16 protein-coding genes and 3 tRNA genes are annotated in these 16,788 nt (G+C 72.3%); 14 read left to right on the forward strand and 5 right to left on the reverse strand.

Going from position 1 to position 16,788, the window contains the following annotated elements:
* Positions 1–157: 157 nt before the first annotated feature.
* The 4 genes from katG to BJ959_RS08640 all read right to left on the reverse strand — a co-directional run bounded on the left by katG (position 158) and on the right by BJ959_RS08640 (position 2,799).
* The gene (gene katG / locus BJ959_RS08625; protein WP_153982049.1) at positions 158–2,320 is read right to left on the reverse strand and encodes a catalase/peroxidase HPI; all 2,163 of its coding nucleotides are present in this window, start codon (positions 2,318–2,320) and stop codon (positions 158–160) included.
* Between the two features lie 166 nt (positions 2,321–2,486).
* Positions 2,487–2,562, reverse strand: a tRNA-Phe gene (locus BJ959_RS08630).
* A gap of 58 nt (positions 2,563–2,620) precedes the next feature.
* Positions 2,621–2,697 (reverse strand) — tRNA-Asp (locus tag BJ959_RS08635).
* Positions 2,698–2,726: 29 nt separating this feature from the next.
* Positions 2,727–2,799: transfer RNA gene (locus BJ959_RS08640), tRNA-Glu, on the reverse strand.
* Between the two features lie 291 nt (positions 2,800–3,090).
* On the opposite strand from BJ959_RS08640, the gene BJ959_RS08645 reads away from it, so the two are divergent.
* The 3 genes from BJ959_RS08645 to BJ959_RS12865 are packed head-to-tail and all read left to right on the forward strand — an operon-like array spanning position 3,091 to position 5,657.
* Positions 3,091–4,296 carry a peptidoglycan DD-metalloendopeptidase family protein gene (locus BJ959_RS08645; protein ID WP_153982048.1) on the forward strand — a complete coding sequence of 402 codons (1,206 nt, stop codon included), beginning with the start codon at positions 3,091–3,093 and terminating at the stop codon, positions 4,294–4,296.
* Positions 4,297–4,305: 9 nt separating this feature from the next.
* The gene (locus BJ959_RS08650; protein ID WP_153982047.1) at positions 4,306–5,010 is read left to right on the forward strand and encodes a hypothetical protein; all 705 of its coding nucleotides are present in this window, start codon (positions 4,306–4,308) and stop codon (positions 5,008–5,010) included.
* Positions 4,959–5,657, forward strand: a complete 699-nt coding sequence (locus BJ959_RS12865; protein WP_153982046.1) for an NlpC/P60 family protein — start codon at positions 4,959–4,961, stop codon at positions 5,655–5,657. The genes BJ959_RS08650 and BJ959_RS12865 overlap by 52 nt, the downstream gene beginning before the upstream one ends.
* Positions 5,658–5,750: 93 nt before the next feature.
* Here BJ959_RS12865 and BJ959_RS08660 read toward each other — a convergent pair whose 3' ends face one another.
* A complete protein-coding gene (locus BJ959_RS08660) occupies positions 5,751–6,242 on the reverse strand; it encodes an inorganic diphosphatase (RefSeq protein WP_153982045.1) in 492 nt (163 codons plus the stop codon).
* Between the two features lie 71 nt (positions 6,243–6,313).
* Here BJ959_RS08660 and tilS point away from each other — a divergent pair, with 71 nt between their 5' ends.
* The 11 genes from tilS (at position 6,314) to panC (ending at position 16,781) form a co-directional block, all read left to right on the forward strand.
* Positions 6,314–7,378, forward strand: a complete 1,065-nt coding sequence (gene tilS / locus BJ959_RS08665; protein ID WP_153982044.1) for a tRNA lysidine(34) synthetase TilS — start codon at positions 6,314–6,316, stop codon at positions 7,376–7,378.
* 18 nt (positions 7,379–7,396) lie between these two features.
* Positions 7,397–7,951: a hypoxanthine phosphoribosyltransferase gene (hpt, locus tag BJ959_RS08670; RefSeq protein WP_153982043.1), complete on the forward strand. Its 555-nt coding sequence runs from the start codon at positions 7,397–7,399 to the stop codon at positions 7,949–7,951.
* Between the two features lie 120 nt (positions 7,952–8,071).
* Positions 8,072–10,159, forward strand: a complete 2,088-nt coding sequence (ftsH, locus tag BJ959_RS08675; RefSeq protein WP_153982042.1) for an ATP-dependent zinc metalloprotease FtsH — start codon at positions 8,072–8,074, stop codon at positions 10,157–10,159.
* 8 nt (positions 10,160–10,167) lie between these two features.
* Positions 10,168–10,749, forward strand: a complete 582-nt coding sequence (folE, locus tag BJ959_RS08680) for a GTP cyclohydrolase I (protein WP_153982041.1) — start codon at positions 10,168–10,170, stop codon at positions 10,747–10,749.
* Positions 10,746–11,999 carry a dihydropteroate synthase gene (gene folP, locus BJ959_RS13020; protein ID WP_153982040.1) on the forward strand — a complete coding sequence of 418 codons (1,254 nt, stop codon included), beginning with the start codon at positions 10,746–10,748 and terminating at the stop codon, positions 11,997–11,999. The genes folE and folP overlap by 4 nt, the downstream gene beginning before the upstream one ends.
* Positions 11,996–12,541 (forward strand): 2-amino-4-hydroxy-6-hydroxymethyldihydropteridine diphosphokinase, encoded by a 546-nt coding sequence (gene folK / locus BJ959_RS08690; RefSeq protein ID WP_153982039.1) that lies wholly within the window; start codon positions 11,996–11,998, stop codon positions 12,539–12,541. The genes folP and folK overlap by 4 nt, the downstream gene beginning before the upstream one ends.
* Complete coding sequence (locus BJ959_RS08695) at positions 12,538–12,990, forward strand: DUF3180 family protein (protein WP_153982038.1); 453 nt, start codon at positions 12,538–12,540, stop codon at positions 12,988–12,990. Before folK ends, BJ959_RS08695 begins: the two co-directional genes overlap by 4 nt.
* 140 nt (positions 12,991–13,130) lie before the next feature.
* Positions 13,131–13,556, forward strand: a complete 426-nt coding sequence (locus tag BJ959_RS08700; protein ID WP_341799917.1) for a PH domain-containing protein — start codon at positions 13,131–13,133, stop codon at positions 13,554–13,556.
* Positions 13,553–15,193, forward strand: coding sequence for a PH domain-containing protein (locus tag BJ959_RS08705; protein WP_153982037.1), 1,641 nt, complete (start codon positions 13,553–13,555; stop codon positions 15,191–15,193). Before BJ959_RS08700 ends, BJ959_RS08705 begins: the two co-directional genes overlap by 4 nt.
* Entirely contained in the window at positions 15,190–15,912 is a 723-nt protein-coding gene (locus tag BJ959_RS08710; protein WP_153982036.1) for a DUF2520 domain-containing protein, read from the forward strand. The genes BJ959_RS08705 and BJ959_RS08710 overlap by 4 nt, the downstream gene beginning before the upstream one ends.
* The gene (panC, locus tag BJ959_RS08715; protein ID WP_153982035.1) at positions 15,909–16,781 is read left to right on the forward strand and encodes a pantoate--beta-alanine ligase; all 873 of its coding nucleotides are present in this window, start codon (positions 15,909–15,911) and stop codon (positions 16,779–16,781) included. Before BJ959_RS08710 ends, panC begins: the two co-directional genes overlap by 4 nt.
* The last annotated feature ends 7 nt before the right edge of the window (positions 16,782–16,788 follow it).

A 16,788-nucleotide genomic window follows, 5' to 3' on the forward strand; every position in this document is an offset into this window, starting at 1 on the left:
ACAGTCTTGACGATAGGAGTGACATGGCCATAGGTACGGGAGGACGCTCAGGTTCTGAGGTGCCGCGTCGCCTCGCTCACACGTCGACGCAACGGAAAGGGCCGGGGCCTCCGTGGAGACCCCGGCCCGAGCATCCTGCAGCCGGACGCGGCGGCGGCTAGCTGGCCACCAGGTCGAAGCGGTCGGCGTTCATGACCTTCGTCCAGGCGGCGACGAAGTCGTGCACGAACTTCTCGCGGCTGTCGTCCTGCGCGTACACCTCGGCGTAGGCGCGCAGGATTGAGTTCGAGCCGAACACGAGGTCGGCGCGGGTGGCCGTGTGCTCCACCTGACCCGTCGAACGGTTGCGCAGGTTGTAGGCGTTGAAGCCGGCGGGCTCCCACACGTAGGTCATGTCGGTGAGGGTGACGAAGAAGTCGTTCGTCAGCGCTCCGACCTGGTCGGTGAAGACGCCGTGCTGCGTGCCGCCGAAGTTCGTGCCCAGCACGCGCATGCCCCCGACGAGGCAGGTCAGCTCGACCGCCGTCAGGTTCATGAGGCTGGCGCGGTCGAGCATGAGCTCCTCCGCCGGAACCGTGTAGTCCTTCTGCAGGTAGTTGCGGAAGGCGTCGTGCGTCGGCTCGAGCGGAGCGAACGAGTCAGCGTCGGTCCACTCCTGGGTCGCGTCACCGCGCCCGGGGTGGAACGGCACACTGACCTCGACGCCGGCCGCGCGCGCGGCATCCTCGACCCCGAGGTTGCCGCCCAGCACGATCAGGTCGGCGACGCTCACGCCGGTCTCGGCCGACAGCGCCTCGTAGACGCCGAGCACGCGGTGCAGGCGCTCGGGCTCGTTGGCGTGCCAGTCGCGCTGCGGCGCCAGCCGGATGCGCGCGCCGTTCGCGCCGCCCCGCTTGTCAGAGTCGCGGTACGTGCGCGCCGAATCCCACGCCGTCACGATCAGGTCGGTCTGCGACAGTCCGCTGTTGCGGATGCGCTGCGCCACCGCGGCGACGTCGTAGTCGGCCTTCCCGGCCGGCACGGGGTCTTGCCAGATGAGGTCCTCCGTGGGCTGCAGCGGGCCGACGTAGCGCGTGCGCGGGCCCATGTCGCGGTGGGTCAGCTTGAACCACGCGCGGGCGAAGACCTCGCTGAAGTACTCGGGGTCGTTGTAGAAGCGCTCCGAGATCTCGCGGTAGATCGGGTCTTTGATCATCGCCATGTCGGCGTCGGTCATGATCGGGTTCTGGCGAGCGGTGCCCTCGACGTCAAAGGGCTTGTCCTCCTCGGCGATGTCCACCGGCTCCCACTGCCATGCGCCGGCCGGGCTCTTCGCCAGCTGCCAGTCGTACTTAAACAGCAGGGTGAAGTAGCCGTTGTCCCACTGGGTGGGGTTGGTCGTCCAGGCGCCCTCGATGCCGCTGGTCACGGTGTCTTTGCCGACACCGCGGCTGACGTGGTTGTTCCAGCCGAGCCCCTGCTCGTGGATGTCCGCACCCTCCGGAGCGGGCCCGAGGTTCTCGGCCCGCCCGTTGCCGTGCGCCCGGCCGACGGTGTGCCCGCCGGCGGTGAGCGCCACGGTCTCCTCGTCGTTCATCGCCATGCGGGCGAACGTCTCGCGCACCTGGGCCGCCGTCTTCAGCGGGTCGGGCTGGCCGTTGACGCCCTCGGGGTTCACGTAGATGAGACCCATCTGCACGGCGGCGAGCGGGTTCTCCATCGTGCTGGGGTCGTCGACGCTGCCGTAGCGCTCGTCGCTCGGAGCCAGCCACTCCTTTTCGCTGCCCCAGTAGGTGTCCTTCTCGGGGTGCCACAGGTCTTCGCGGCCGAAGGCGAAGCCGAACGTCTTGTGGCCCATCGCCTCGTACGAGAGCGTGCCGGCGAGAATCATCAGGTCGGCCCAGCTGATGCGGTTGCCGTACTTCTTCTTGATCGGCCACAACAGGCGGCGCGCCTTGTCGAGGTTGCCGTTGTCGGGCCACGAGTTCAGCGGCGCGAAGCGCTGCGTGCCCGACCCGCCGCCCCCGCGGCCGTCGGCGATGCGGTACGTGCCGGCCGAGTGCCAGGCCATGCGGATCATCAGACCGCCGTAGTGGCCCCAGTCAGCCGGCCACCAGCTCTGGCTGGTGACGAGCAGCTGCTTCACGTCGGCGACCAGCGCGTCGACGTCGAGCTTCTTCAGCTCGTCGCGGTAGTTGAAGGCGCTGCCGAGCGGGTTCGTCTTGGTGTCGTGCTGCGCCAGGATGTCCAGATTCAGCGCGTTCGGCCACCACTCCTGCCCGCTCTTCATGGAGGTGTTGGCTCCGTGAACCACGGGGCAGGTGCCATCGACGACGGTCATGTGTTCCTCTTTCTCTGGGTGGCACCGGCGTACCCGAGGGGTGCGCGAGAAAGCGGTGCCGAGGTGCGTGATCGCTCGGTTCCAGGCTACTCGCGCCGCGAGAGGGCGGCGCCGGTGAACAGCGTTCACCGACAAGCGCGGAGGCTCACGCGAGAAGAAGGTTGTGTGGTGGCTCCGACGGGCGTCGATCCCGTGACCTCACGATTTTCAGTCGTGCGCTCTACCAACTGAGCTACAGAGCCGTGGGGCGGTGACGCCCCGTACGGAACAAGCCCCCTCCGAGGAGAGGGCCCGTCGCCGTGGCGACCCTGACGGGACTTGAACCCGCGACCTCCGCCGTGACAGGGCGGCACGCTAACCAACTGCGCTACAGGGCCTTGCAGATATTCAATTGTAGGGCTGTTCGTGACCCCAACGGGATTCGAACCCGTGCTGCCGCCGTGAAAGGGCGGTGTCCTAGGCCACTAAACGATGGGGCCGTGGTGGCGCGAGCCGCACAGCAACCGGTGCACCAGCATACGGGTCGGGGGGCGACTTCGCCAATCGGGTTCGGCGACGGTCCGGGTGACCTCCCGGCCGGCGGGGGCGCGGCGGGCTAGCGTCGCGGGCAGGATGCCCGAGCAGGGCTCGGCGAGCGGCACGCCCCCGCGGGGCGCGCCGCGCCTGGTCGTGGCGAGCATCCGTTGGTACTATTGTCAATGGTGCTGGTGTGAGAGTTGTGACATAACGAAACGATGTCAGGACGACCACCTCGGCCAGAGGGGAAAGTCATGCGGGCAACATCACGTCGGGGGACGGCGATCGTCGCGGCGCTCGCCGCTGCCGCCCTGCTCGCGACCGGCACCATCGCCGTCACCGAGAAGCCCGCCTACGCCGTCGACTACCCCTCCTGGAACGACGTGCTCGAGGCCCGCCGCGATGTCGCGCGCGCCCAGCAGAAGATCAAGGAGATCCGCGCCGCGATCGAGGCCATCACGGCCGAGGTCGAGCGCACGCAGGCCATCGCCCAGGAGAAGGGCGACATCTACTACGAGGCCCAGATCGCCTTCGACGAGGCCGCCTACACCGCCGAGCAGCTGCAGGCCCAGGCCGACGAGGCCCAGGCGCGCGCCGATGCCTCGAAGCTGCGGGCGGGCCAGTTCGTCGCCGAGCTCGCGCGCTCGGGCGGCGGCGACCTGTCGGCCTCGCTGCTGACCAACCCCGGCCAGGCCGACGAGCTGCTCTCGCGCCTCGGCTTCGCCAGCAAGATCACCGAGCAGGCCGAGGGCATCTACGCCGCGGCCCTGCAAGACCAGAACGCGGCGCAGTCGTTCACCGAGCAGGCCAACGTGGCCAAGGGCATCCGCGACGAGCTGCGCGCCGAGGCCGAGGCCGCCTATCAGGAGGCGCAGGCCGCCGCCCAGGAGGCGCAGACCGCCCTGATCGCTCAGCAGGAGAACCAGGCGCGCCTCGAGGCGCAGCTGGCCGTGCTGGTCGAGAACCGCGACGCCACCGAGAAGGACTACCAGGCGGGCGTGCGCGCCCAGTACGGCGCCGGCTCGAACGTCGACGCCGGCCAGATCGTCAGCGGCTGGGTCGTGCCGGTGAGCGGCTACATCACCTCGCCCTACGGCACGCGCGTGCACCCCCTCTACGGGAATGTGTCGTTCCACTCGGGCACCGACATCGCGGCCAGCTGCGGTCGCCCCATCTATGCGGCCTCCAGCGGCACCATCACGTACGCCGGCTGGAGCGGCGGCTACGGCAACTTCGTGCGCATCGACCACGGCAACGGATTGACCTCGGCGTACGCACACATCCAGCCGGGCGGCATCCTCGTGCAGCAGGGCCAGGAGGTCGTCGTCGGGCAGCAAATCGCCAAGATCGGCACCACCGGCCTCTCCACGGGGTGCCACACGCATCTCGAGATCCGCACCAACGGCAACCCGCAAGACCCCGTGCCGTTCCTGCGCAGCAAGGGGCTCACCATTGGGTAGACGCGTCTGATGCGACCCAACGAGGGTCGCGGCCATCGGGCCGTCGCCCTCGCGACGGCCCTCGCCGTTGCACTCTCGGCCGCCCTCGTCGCTGGAACCTCGTCGTTCTCCAGCCCGGCGCTCGCCGCCCCCGCCCCGCCCACCTGGGACGACGTGCAGGCCGCCAAGGGCGACGCCGCCGCGACTCAGCGCGCCGTCGACCGCATCGTCGAGGTCGTCGCGCAGCTCAACGGCGAGCTCGAGCAGCAGCGCATCGCCGCCCTCATCGCCGGCGAGCAGCTGCAGCAGGCGACCCTCGCCGCCGAGCAGGCCGCGCAGACCCTCGCCGCGACCGAGCGGCGGGCGGATGCGGCGCGCGAGCGCGCCGATGCCTTCGCCCGTCAGGCCGGCCAGCTGGCCGCGCAGCTCGCCCGCGCGGGCGGAGGCGACGTCACCGTCGCCCTCGTCCTCAGCGGCGACGATGCCGACTCCCTGCTCTACCGCCTGGGAACGATGAGCGCCCTCACCAGCCGCACCGATGCCGTGCTGAGCGCCGCCGTGGTCGACCGCAACCAGGCGGATGCCCTGACCGCAGCCGCCGAGACCGCCGCGGTCGCGCACGCCGCGGCCGTCGAGGCCGCCGACGAGGCCGCCGACGAGGCCGCGCCACCGAGCAGCGGGTCGTGGAGCAGCAGGTGCGGCTCGGTGAGCTCGCCACCCTGCTGGCCGAGCTGACCGGCCGATCGGCCGCGCTCGAGCGCGAGTACCTCGAGTCGATCGCGCCGGAGCCGAGCATCCCGACCCCGTCGCCGAGTGCGCCGAACCCGCAGCCCAGCACGCCGACCCCGCGGCCGAGCGCTCCCGCGCCGTCGCCGAGCACGTCGTCGCCGACCCCGCGCCCGAGCGCTCCGGCCCCGTCGCCCAGTGCGCCCGCGCCGAGCCCGTCTCCGACGACGTCGACCCCGCCGCCTGTGGCGGTGCCGCAGCCGAACGCCGCCGCGGTGGCGGCGGCCATCGCCTTCGCGCGAGCGCAGCTCGGCGAGCCGTACCAGTTCGGTGCGGCCGGGCCCAACGCCTGGGACTGCTCGGGCCTGACGATGATGGCCTACTCGGCGGCCGGCATCGCGATCGGCGGCCACGGCGCGTCAGCGCAGTACACCCGGGCGGCCTCGCGCGGCCTGCTGGTGCCGTGGGCGCAGGCGCAGCCCGGCGATCTGATCTTCTACAGCGCGGGCGGCTCGACCTCCGGGTCGAAGTACCACGTGACGATCTACATCGGCAACGGCCAGATGATCGAAGCGCCGTACCCGGGTGTGCCGGTGCGCATCACGACCGCGCGCAGCTACGACCGCGTGCCCTTCGTCGCGCGACCCAGCGGCTAGTGCTGCGCGCAGCGGCCCAGATCTGCCGCATAAGGTGGCACCCGTGCGGCCGGAGCGCCCGTTTGCGCCAGATCTGGCACTCGGGGGCGTGAGCTAGTGCGCCCCGGGCACGTACGCCGCGAGGCCGGCCTGCACGACGGCCTCGGCCTCGGCCGCGTCGCCCCAGCCCTCGGTCTTGACCCACTTGCCGGGCTCGAGGTCTTTGTAGTGCTCGAAGAAGTGCTCGATCTCTTTGCGGGTCTGCTCCGGAACATCCGCGATGTCCTGGATGTGCGCCCAGCGAGGGTCCTTCGCGGGCACGCAGATCACCTTCGCGTCGCTGCCGCCGTCGTCGGTCATGTTGAACACGCCGACCGGGCGCACCTCGACACCCACGCCGGGGTACACCGGGAACTCGAGTAGCACGAGCGCGTCGACCGGGTCGCCGTCGAGGCCGAGGGTCTTCTCGAAGTAGCCGTAGTCGGTCGGGTAGACGAACGGCGTGAAGAGCACGCGGTCGAGGAAGACGCGACCGGTTTCGTGGTCGACCTCGTACTTGTTGCGGCTGCCGCGGGGAATCTCGATGACGACGGGGTAGGCGCCCATGGGGGTGCTCCTTCAGAACGGAGGGGAGAACGAAAAAGTCGCGTGCCGATTGGCGGCTCTAACCTTAGTGGATGCCCTCCGAGCCCAGCCCGGCAGCCCGGCGCCCCCGGCTCACGCCGGCGGTTGCCGACACGCGCCGCGCGGTGCGCGAGGCGCTCGCCGACCTGCCGGCGGGCTCGCTCGCCCTGGTCGCCCTGAGCGGAGGCCCCGACTCGCTGGCGCTCGCCGCGGCCACCGGGTTCGAGGCCCCTCGGCTCGGGTTGCGCGCGGGGGCGGTGATCGTCGACCACGGTCTGCAGCCCGACTCGGGTGCGGTGGCCGAGCGCGCGGCGGTGGCGGCGCGGGCGCTCGGGCTCGACCCGATCCAGATCGAGCGGGTCATGGTCGGAATCTCAGCCGGGCCCGAAGCGGCGGCGCGGCATGCCCGGTATGCCCGTCTCGAGCGCGAGGCTGCACGGCTCGGTGCCGCGGCCGTGCTGCTCGGGCACTCGCTCGACGACCAGGCCGAGACCGTGCTGCTGGGGCTCGCCCGCGGCAGCGGCACGCTGAGCATCGCGGGCATGGCCGCAGTCGCGGGGCTGTACCGGCGGCCGCTGCTGGGCATCCGCCGCGCGACGCTCGCGCAGGCCTGCGTCGATCAGGGGCTCGAGCCGTGGAGCGACCCGCACAACAGCGACGAGCGCTTCGCCCGCGTGCGGGTGCGGCGCCGCATCCTGCCGATGCTCGAAGAGCACCTCGATGCGGGGATCGTCGAGGCGCTCGCCCGCACCGCCGCGATCGCCCGGGAGGACGCCGAGGCGCTCGACCACATGGTCGACGAGGTCGCCGAAGAGCTCACCGACCTGGCCGACGGCGGCTGCTCTCTGACGGTCGCGGGGCTTCTCGCCAACCCTCCCGCGATCCGGCACCGGCTGATCCGGCTCGTCATGCGCAGTCAGTTCGGCGTCGCCATCAGTCGCGCCCAGACCCTGGAGGTGGCACGGCTCGTGACCGACTGGCACGGCCAGGGGCCGGTGCACCTGCCCGGCGTTAGGGTTGAACGCACCGCAGGTCGCATCGTGTTCGTCCTCGCCCTCGAGAACGAGCACATCGTCGGAGACGACGACAGCGATGAGCATCTGCCCGACCGCCCCTGACCCCGCCGGAGGACCCCCGTGGACGTCGACGACATCCGCTCTGACCTGACCGAGGTGCTCGTCACCGAGCAGGAGATCCACGCGAAGCTGGCCGAGCTGGCCCGCCGCGTCGAGGCCGACTACGGCGACACTCCGCCCCTGCTGGTCGGCGTGCTCAAGGGCGCGGTCATGGTCATGGCCGACTTCGCGCGCGAGCTGTCGTTCTCGGCGGAGATGGACTGGATGGCCGTCTCGAGCTACGGCAAGAGCACCGAGTCGAGCGGCGTCGTGCGCATCCTCAAAGATCTCGACACCGAGATCGCCGGCCGCGACGTGCTCATCGTCGAGGACATCATCGACTCGGGTCTCACGCTCGCCTGGCTGCGCGCGAACCTCGAGTCGCGGGGGGCGAAGAGCGTGAAGATCCTCGCCCTGCTCCGCAAGCCCGAGGCGGCCAAGGTCGAGGTCGACGTCGAGTACGTCGGCTTCGACATCCCGCCCGCCTTCGTCGTCGGCTACGGCCTCGACTACGCCGAGAAGTACCGCAACCTGCGGGCGATCGGCGTGCTCGCGCCGCACGTCTACAGCCACTAGGTCGGGCTCGCCGCCCGCTCCGCCGCGGGCGAACAGCACACAGCGCGCCAAGGGTCGCGCGATAACCTGGCAGGCACGTCTCACCGGAAGAAAGGTGCGGGGCGCAACGCCCGCCAGCCCATGAAGCTCAAGCGCATCACTCGAGGACCCTTCCTCTACATCGTCGCCGGCGCCCTCGTGCTGTGGGTCGGCTTCGCCCTGCTCAGCGGCATCGGCGGGTTCCGGCAGATCAGCACCCAGCAGGGCCTCGAGTTTCTGCAGGAGGCGGAGCTCACGAGCGTGAAGATCGTCGACGGCGAGCAGCGCGTCGACATCGTGCTCGCCGAGCCCGACGATGAGTACGGCCAGAACGTGCAGTTCTACTACGTGGCGCCCCGCGGCCCCGCGATCGTCGAGGCCGTCGACGCCGCGAACGTCGCGGAGGAGTTCACCGACGAGGTGCCGCAGACGAACTTCTTCGTCAGCCTGCTCGGCCTGATCATCCCCTTCCTGATCATCGGCGTCATCTTCTACTTCCTCCTCACCCGCCTGCAGGGCGGCGGCGGCCGGGTCATGCAGTTCGGCAAGTCGCGCGCGAAGCTCGTCAGCAAGGAGACCCCTCAGGTCACCTTCGCCGATGTCGCCGGAGCCGATGAGGCCATCGAGGAGCTCGAGGAGATCAAGGACTTCCTGAAGGACCCGACGCGGTTCCAGGCGGTCGGCGCGCGGATTCCGAAGGGCGTGCTGCTCTACGGCCCGCCCGGAACCGGCAAGACGCTGCTCGCCCGCTCGGTCGCGGGCGAGGCGGGCGTGCCGTTCTACTCGATCTCGGGCTCCGACTTCGTCGAGATGTTCGTCGGCGTCGGCGCGAGCCGCGTGCGCGACCTCTTCACGCAGGCCAAGGAGAACGCGCCGGCCATCATCTTCGTCGACGAGATCGACGCCGTCGGCCGTCACCGCGGCGCCGGCATGGGCGGCGGTCACGACGAGCGCGAGCAGACGCTCAACCAGATGCTCGTCGAGATGGACGGCTTCGAGGCCAACACCAACGTCATCATGATCGCGGCCACCAACCGGCCCGACATCCTTGACCCCGCCCTGCTGCGCCCGGGCCGCTTCGACCGGCAGATCCAGGTCGACGCCCCCGACATGAAGGGCCGCCAGAGGATTCTGGAGGTGCATGCCAAGGGCAAGCCCATGGCCGAGAACGTCGACCTCGAGGTGCTCGCCCGCAAGACGCCCGGCTACACCGGCGCCGACCTGGCGAACGTGCTCAACGAGGCCGCGCTGCTGACCGCCCGCGCCCACGAGCAGATCATCACCAACGAGGCGCTCGACGAGGCCGTCGACCGCGTCATGGCCGGCCCGCAGCGCCGCACCCGCGTGATGCGCGACCACGAGAAGCTCATCACCGCCTATCACGAGGGTGGGCACGCGCTCGCGGCCGCCGCGATGCGCAACACCGACCCGGTGACCAAGGTGACGATCCTGCCGCGCGGCCGCGCCCTCGGTTACACGATGGTGCTGCCCGTCGACGACAAGTACTCGGTCACCCGCAACGAGCTGCTCGACCAGCTGGCCTACGCCATGGGCGGCCGCGTCGCAGAAGAGATCGTCTTCCACGACCCGACGACCGGTGCGAGCAACGACATCGAGAAGGCCACGGCGATCGCCCGCCGCATGGTCACCGAGTACGGCATGAGCGCCACCATCGGCGCCGTGAAGCTCGGCCAGTCGAGCGGCGAGGTCTTCCTCGGCCGCGACATGGGTCACCAGCGCGACTACAGCGACAGCGTCGCCGAGCGCGTCGACGCCGAGGTGCGGGCGCTCGTCGACCAGGCGCACGACGAGGCGTGGCAGGTCATCAACGACAACCGCGAGATTCTCGACCGCCTGGCGACGGAGCTTCTCGAGAAGGAGACCCTCGACCACCTGCAGCTCGCCGAGATCTTCGCCGACGTCAAGAAGCTGCCCGAGCGCCCGCAGTGGCTCTCGAGCCTGGGCCGACCGCTGCCGAACATCCCGCCGGTGCCGATGCCGACCAAGGCGCCCGTCGATGCGGGCGTCCTCGCCAGCGAGGCGGCCGACGCACCCGTGCGGAAGAAGCGCGCCCCGCGGGCGAAGGTCGCCGAGAGCGCCGACACCGCACCCGCCCGCGCCAAGCGCGCCCCGCGGGCGAGGGGCACCGAGCCCGCCGCCGACTCGACCGCCGACGGCGCGCGCGACTGAGCCGCGCCATGACCGTCGACACCCGCCGCATTGAGGCGGCCGTCGCTGAGATCCTCGTCGCCATCGGCGAGGATCCGGCCCGGCCCGGCCTCGCCACCACCCCGCAGCGGGTCGCCGAGGCCTACGCCGAGTTCTTCGCCGGGGTCGGCGTCGACCCCGTGCCGCTGCTGCAGGACGAGCTCGCGACGCAAGACGCCCCCGAGCGCACCGGCGAGGTCGTGCTGCTGCGCGACATCGCGCTGCGCTCGATCTGCGAGCACCACCTGCTGCCGTTCGTCGGCGTGGCCCACGTGGCCTACCTGCCCGGCGAGCGGCTCGTCGGTCTGGGCAGCATCACGCGCTGCGTCGAGACCCTCGCCTCGCGCCCGCAGCTGCAGGAGCGCCTCGGCGAGCAGATCGTCGACGCCCTCGAGTCCGCGCTCGCACCGCAGGGCGTGCTCGTCGTGCTCGACGCGCGGCACGGCTGCGTCGGCGCGCGGGGCCCGCGGCAGGCCGAGAGCACGACGGTCACGGTCGCCGCGAGCGGGATGCTCGCCGACCCCGCGCGCCGCACCGAGGTGATGGCGCTCATCGGCGGGGGCGCCGCGTGACCGGCGAGGGCGTCGCGCCGCGCCCCGAGGTCTGGGGCGTGCTCAACGTCACCCCCGACTCGTTCAGCGACGGCGGGCGCTACCTCGACCCCGCCGCGGCTCTCGCGCAGGGGCGGGCGCTGGTCGCCGCCGGCGCGTCCGTCATCGACGTCGGCGGCGAGTCGACCCGGCCGGGCGCCGAGCCCGTCGCGCCGGAGGTGGAGCGGGCGCGCGTGCTGCCCGTGGTGGCCGCGCTGGCCGCGGAGGGCATCCGCGTCTCGATCGACACCATGAATGCCGAGACCGCGGCTGCCGCCGTCGAGGCCGGAGCGGCGATCGTCAACGACGTCAGCGGCGCCCTCGCCGATCCGGCCATGCTCGCGACCGTCGCCGCCCTGCCCTGCGACTACATGCTCATGCACTGGCGCGGCCCGAGCGCGGTGTGGGACCAGGTGAGCGACTACGCCTGGGCCCCGCGCGACGTCGCCGACGAGCTGCGCGCGCGCCTCGCGGCCGCGCAGGAGGCGGGCATCGCGGTCGACCGGCTCTGGGTCGACCCGGGCCTCGGCTTCGCCAAGCGCGCCGAGCACAACTGGCAGCTGCTCGCGCACCTCGACGAGCTGCGGGCGCTCGGCGCCCGCGTGCTGGTCGGCACCTCGCGCAAGCGTTTCCTCGGCGCGCTCCTGCCCGACGGCGCCCCCGTCGAGGAGCGCGACCTGCTGACCGCGGTGCTCTCGGCGCTGGTCGCCGATCGAGTGGATGCCCTGCGCGTGCACGACGTCGCCGCGAGCGCCCGCGCCCTCGCGGTGCAGCGGTCGCTCGCTGCCGCGGGCCCCGCCGCCGCGTCGGCGATCGTCGCCCTCGAGGGCGCCTACTCGGCGGCGGCACCCGCTTCGGCTGCCCCGCACACCGGCGACCGCATCACCCTCAGCGGCCTGCGCGCCTTCGCCCACCACGGCGTCTTCGACCACGAGCGCCGCGACGGGCAGGAGTTCGTCATCGACGTCGTCGCCCACCTCGACCTGCGCGGCGCCGCCGCGAACGACGAGCTCGCCGCGACCGTGCACTACGGCGAGCTCGCCGAGCAGGTCGTCGCCGCGGTCGAGACCGACCCGGTCGACCTCATCGAGACGGTCGCCGAGCGGGTCGCCGCCGTCGTGCTCGCCCATGCCGCGGTCTGGCAGACCACGGTGACCGTGCACAAGCCGCAGGCGCCGATCACGGTGCCGTTCAGCGACGTCAGCGTGACGATCGTGCGGGGCCGGCCATGAGCCCCGACAACCACGAGACCCACGCCCACCGCGCCACGGCCGTCATCGCGCTCGGCAGCAACCTCGGCGACCGCGAGGCCACGCTGCAGCGGGCGGTGGCCGCGCTCGACGCGCTGCCCGAGTCGAGCGTCCTGGCCGTGTCGTCGTGGCACGGCACTGTCGCGCTCACCCTGGATGGTCTCGACCCCGCGAAGCCCGCCTACCTCAACGGCGTCGCGCTGCTCGGCACGCGCCTCGACCCGTACACGCTGCTCGACGAGCTGCTGCGCATCGAGGTCGAGAACGGCCGCGACCGCACCGACCCGCAGGCCGAGCGCTGGGGCGACCGCACCCTCGACCTCGATCTCATCGCGCTCGATCAGCTCGAGATCGACTCCGAGGTGCTGCAGCTGCCGCATCCGCGCGCGCACGAGCGCGACTTCGTGCTCGCGCCCTGGTTCGAGCTGCAGCCGGATGCGGAGCTCATCGGCCACGGCCCCATCGCCGCGCTGCTCGAGCGCCTGCGCGCGACCGGCCCCGAGTCCGACGCGGGGGCACCGTGACCCGCACCCGCCCGCTCACGCTCATCGCCGCGGCGCTGCTCGGCGTCGCCGCGGCCTTCGCCCTCGACACGGTGCTGGCGATGCGCGGGCTCGCGGTCGTCGTTCCGCCGATCTCGCTCGCCGTCGCGCTCGTGCTGATCGGCGCCGTGCTTGTCGCCCTCGCCTGGCCGGTGCGCCGGGCGGCGACGGGCGAGCGGCGCATCGACCCGTTCTACGCCCTGCGCGTGGTCGTGCTCGCCCAGGCCAGCGCACTCGCCGGGGCGCTGCTCGCCGGGGCGTCGGCGGGCATCCTGCTGTACCTCGTGACGCGCACGGTCGTGCCGTTAGGCTCGAGCCTGGCTGCAGGGGGAACCGTGGTGGCCGCGGTGCTGCTGCTGATCGCCGCGCTCGTCGCCGAGCACTGGTGCGCCCTGCCGCCCGACGACCCGACCGAGGAGGCCGCCCCGTGACCGACAGCGCCGAGAAGACTGAGCACGCCGAGAAGGCCGACAGCGCCGAGAGGGCCGACAGCGCCGTCCAGACGGAGCAGACCGAGCCCCGCAGTCTCACCCGCCCCGAGACGGAATGGCAGCGGGTCTCTCCCCGGTACATCCCGGTCGACATGCTCGGAACCTTGATCTTCGGCGCGATCGCGACGGTCGCCGGCTTCATCCCGTTCTGGTTCGGCTGGCAGGAGGGCTGGTTCATCGGCGCCGGCCTCGGCGCGATCTTCCTCGTCATCCTCGCCCTGACCCCGCGCCGGGTGCGGGCCATCGGCTACCTGCTGCGCGAGGACGACCTGCTGTTCCGCCGCGGCATCATGTTCCAGCGCTTCGTGGCCGTGCCGTACGGCCGCATGCAGCTGGTCGACATCAGCCGCGGGCCGATCGCCCGCGCGTTCGGCCTCGCCGAGCTCAAGTTCGTGACGGCGGCCGCCTCGAGCGGCGTGCTCATCCCGGGTCTGCCGCTGGCCGAGGCCGAGCGCCTGCGCGACCACCTCGTCGCGGTCGCCGAGACCCGTCGGGCGGGTCTGTGAGCGACCCGCAGTCGACGCCCGAGCCCGTCGCGCAGCCGGCCGGGGAGCCCGCCGCGCCGTCCACCGCACCGCCCACCGCACCGCCCACCGCACCGCCTGCAGCGCGCACCGACTTCGCCGACGGCGAGTGGCACCGGCTGCACCCGGCGACCCCGCTGTTCCGCGGCGGTCTCGCCGTGCTCGCGATCCTCGGCGTGCTGATCGTCAACCTCCGCGACCGCGTACTCGCGCTCTTCTTCGGAGCCGACGACGACTCCGTGCCGGGCGGCGATCTCGAATCCGACGCGATCGACTTCATCGTGCGCGAGAACCTCGTGCTCGTGGCCCTCGCCGCCGGGGTCGGCGTGCTGCTGCTCGTGGTCCTCGGCTTCTGGCTGTCCTGGCGCGTGCACATGTTCCGCATCACCGACGAGGTCGTCGAGGTGCGCTCCGGCATCCTCTTCCGCACCAACCGCAAGGCGCGCCTCGACCGCATCCAGGGCATCAACATCGCCCGGCCGTTCGTGCCGCGCCTGTTCGGGGCCGCCAAGCTCGAGATCACCGTCGCCGGCAACGACGCGAGCGTGCCGCTGGCCTACCTGCGCGGCACGGATGCCGATGCCCTGCGTCGCGACATCCTCCTGCTCGCATCCGGAGCCCAGCGCCCGACCGCGCCCGCGGAGGGCGCGGGCGGCGACGGCTTCGCGGGCGGCGTGAGCGGGATGCTCGAGCAGCGTGCCGCGGAGCTTCTCGCCCCCGAGCTCGACGTCGAGGTCGCGGCCCCCGAGTCGGTCGTGCGGATGAACCCCGGGCGGCTCATCGGCTCGACCCTGCTCAGCGACACCATGATCGTGCTCGTGGCGATCCTCGTCACGATCGTCGTCACGAGCGTGACCACCGGCGAGCTCGCCCTGCTGTTCGCGATGTTCCCCGGCCTCATCGGCCTCGGCGGCTTCCTCGTCACGCGCATCACGCGCTCGCTGCGCTACTCGATCGCGGCGACGCCCGACGGCGTGCGTGTCGGGTTCGGGCTGCTCTCGACGACGAACGAGACGCTGCCGCCCGGGCGCATCCACTCGGTGAAGGTCAGTCAGCCGCTGCTGTGGCGGCCCGCGGGCTGGTGGCAGATCGCCGTCAACCGCGCGTCGCGCTCGTCGCAGAACGGTGCCGCGGGGCAGCAGCAGACGACGATCCTGCCGGTCGGCAACCTCGACGACGTGCGGGCCGTGCTGCGCCTGCTGCTGCCCGACGTGGCGACCGACGAGGCGATGCCGGTGCTCGAGCAGGGCATCCTGGGCCGCGATGCCGAGGGCGGCTGGACGGTCTCGCCGCCGCGGGCCCGCGCGCTGCGCTGGTTCTCGCGCCGCCGCAACGGCTTCCTGCTCAGCCCGACGGCCGTGCTCCTGCGCCGCGGCGCGATCTGGCGCTCGCTGACGGTGGTGCCGCTCAGTCGAACCCAGTCGGTCGCGGTCGTGCAGGGCCCCCTGCTGCGCGCGCTGCGCCTCGGCGAGGTGCACGTGCACACGGTGTTCGGCCCGATCGTCCCGCAGCTCGGAGCCCTCGACCGCACTGATGCTCTGCGGCTGTTCGACGACGTTGCCGCCGCCTCCGTGAGCGCGGCCCGCACCGACACGAGCCACCGGTGGCGACAGGCGTGAGCGGTCGCGACGGTCGGCTCGGCGTCGGTGTCGTCGGCGCGGGCCGGGTCGGCCCCGTGCTCGCCGCCGCGCTCGCCGCCGCCGGGCACGCCCTCGTCGGCATCTCGGCGGGCACCGACGACGAGCGCGACCGCGTCGAGGCGCTGCTGCCCGGAGCGCCCGTGCTCGACGTGCCGGCCATCGTCGAGCGCAGCGAGCTCGTCGTGCTGGCCGTGCCCGACGACCAGCTGCCCGAGCTGGTGAGCGGGCTCGCGATCCTCGGCGCCTGGCAGCCCGGGCAGCTCGTGCTGCACACGGCCGCCCGGTACGGCACCGTGGTGCTCGACCCCGCGCGGGCCGCGGGCGCGATCCCGCTGGCCGTGCATCCGGCTCTCGCCTTCACCGGCACGAGCGTCGACCTGGCCCGCCTGCGCGACGCGTGGTGCGCCGTGACCGCGCCCGCCCCGGTGCTGCCCATCGCCCAGGCGCTCGTCGTCGAGATGGGAGCCGAGCCGGTCGTCATCGCCGAGGGCGACCGCGCTGCCTACGCCGACGCCGTCGGAGCCGTCGCCGATTTCTCGGGCGCGCTCATCGGGCAGTCGGTCGCCGCGCTGCGCGCGATCGGCGTCGACGAGCCGGGTCGCCTGCTCGGCGGGGTCGTGCGCTCCGCTGTCGAGAACGCCCTGCAGTCGGGCGGCGCCGACGGCACCGGCGATGGCGCGGATAGGCTCATCCGGTGAGCTCCACCCCCACTCCGGCCCTGCCGCCGGTCGAGTCGACCATCGCCGGGCTGCGATCCCGCCTCGACGCAGTGCGGGCCGCCGGGCGCACCATCGCCCTCGTGCCGACCATGGGCTCGCTGCACGAGGGGCACCTCGCCCTCGTCGAGCGGGCTCGTGAGACGGCCGACGTCGTCGTCGTGTCGATCTTCGTCAACCCGATGCAGTTCGGGCCGACCGAGGACTTCGACCGCTACCCGCGCGACCTCGAGGCCGACCGCGTCGCCCTCGCCGGGCTCGGTGTCGACGCGGTGTTCGCCCCCGCCGTCGACGAGATGTATCCGACCGGACCCGTGCAGACCCGCGTCACCGCCGGGCCGGTCGGCGGACTCTTCGAGGGCCGCTCGCGCCCCGGCCACTTCGACGGCATGCTCACGATCGTCGCCAAGCTGCTCGCCATCACGCAGCCGCACGTCGTCGTCTTCGGCGAGAAGGATGCCCAGCAGGTCTTCCTCGTGCAGCGCATGGTGCGCGACCTCGACATCCGCGCCCGCGTCGACGTCGTCGAGACCGTGCGCGCCGCCGACGGGCTCGCCCTCTCGAGCCGCAACGCCTACCTCGACGAGCGGCAGCGTCGAGCCGCCCGCTCGATCCCCGACGCGCTCGAGGCCGCTCAGTCGGCGGCCGACCGGGGCATCGATGCGGTGCTCGCCGCCGCGCAGGGCGTTCTCATGGGTGCCGAGGGTGTCGAGCTCGACTACATCGCCGTCGTGCGCCCCGACACCTTCCAGCCCGTCGACGACGACCACCGCGGCCCGGCCCGCGCCCTGATCGCCGCGCGGGTCGGCTCGACCCGGCTCATCGACACCGCGCTGCTGCACCTCGGCTGACCCGGGC

Origin of the sequence: Microcella frigidaquae, from assembly GCF_014200395.1 — a bacterium.
GTDB classification, from domain to species: domain Bacteria; phylum Actinomycetota; class Actinomycetes; order Actinomycetales; family Microbacteriaceae; genus Microcella; species Microcella frigidaquae.

Excerpts from the sequence above, each read along its gene's own strand:
- katG (WP_153982049.1), bottom strand. The coding sequence starts at position 2,320 with ATGACCGTCGTCGATGGCACCTGCCCCGTGGTTCACGGAGCCAACACC.
- BJ959_RS08645 (WP_153982048.1), top strand. The coding sequence starts at position 3,091 with ATGCGGGCAACATCACGTCGGGGGACGGCGATCGTCGCGGCGCTCGCC.
- folK (WP_153982039.1), top strand. The coding sequence starts at position 11,996 with ATGAGCCCCGACAACCACGAGACCCACGCCCACCGCGCCACGGCCGTC.
- ftsH (WP_153982042.1), top strand. The coding sequence starts at position 8,072 with ATGAAGCTCAAGCGCATCACTCGAGGACCCTTCCTCTACATCGTCGCC.
- BJ959_RS08660 (WP_153982045.1), bottom strand. The coding sequence starts at position 6,242 with ATGGGCGCCTACCCCGTCGTCATCGAGATTCCCCGCGGCAGCCGCAAC.
- tilS (WP_153982044.1), top strand. The coding sequence starts at position 6,314 with ATGCCCTCCGAGCCCAGCCCGGCAGCCCGGCGCCCCCGGCTCACGCCG.
- BJ959_RS08650 (WP_153982047.1), top strand. The coding sequence starts at position 4,306 with ATGCGACCCAACGAGGGTCGCGGCCATCGGGCCGTCGCCCTCGCGACG.
- folE (WP_153982041.1), top strand. The coding sequence starts at position 10,168 with ATGACCGTCGACACCCGCCGCATTGAGGCGGCCGTCGCTGAGATCCTC.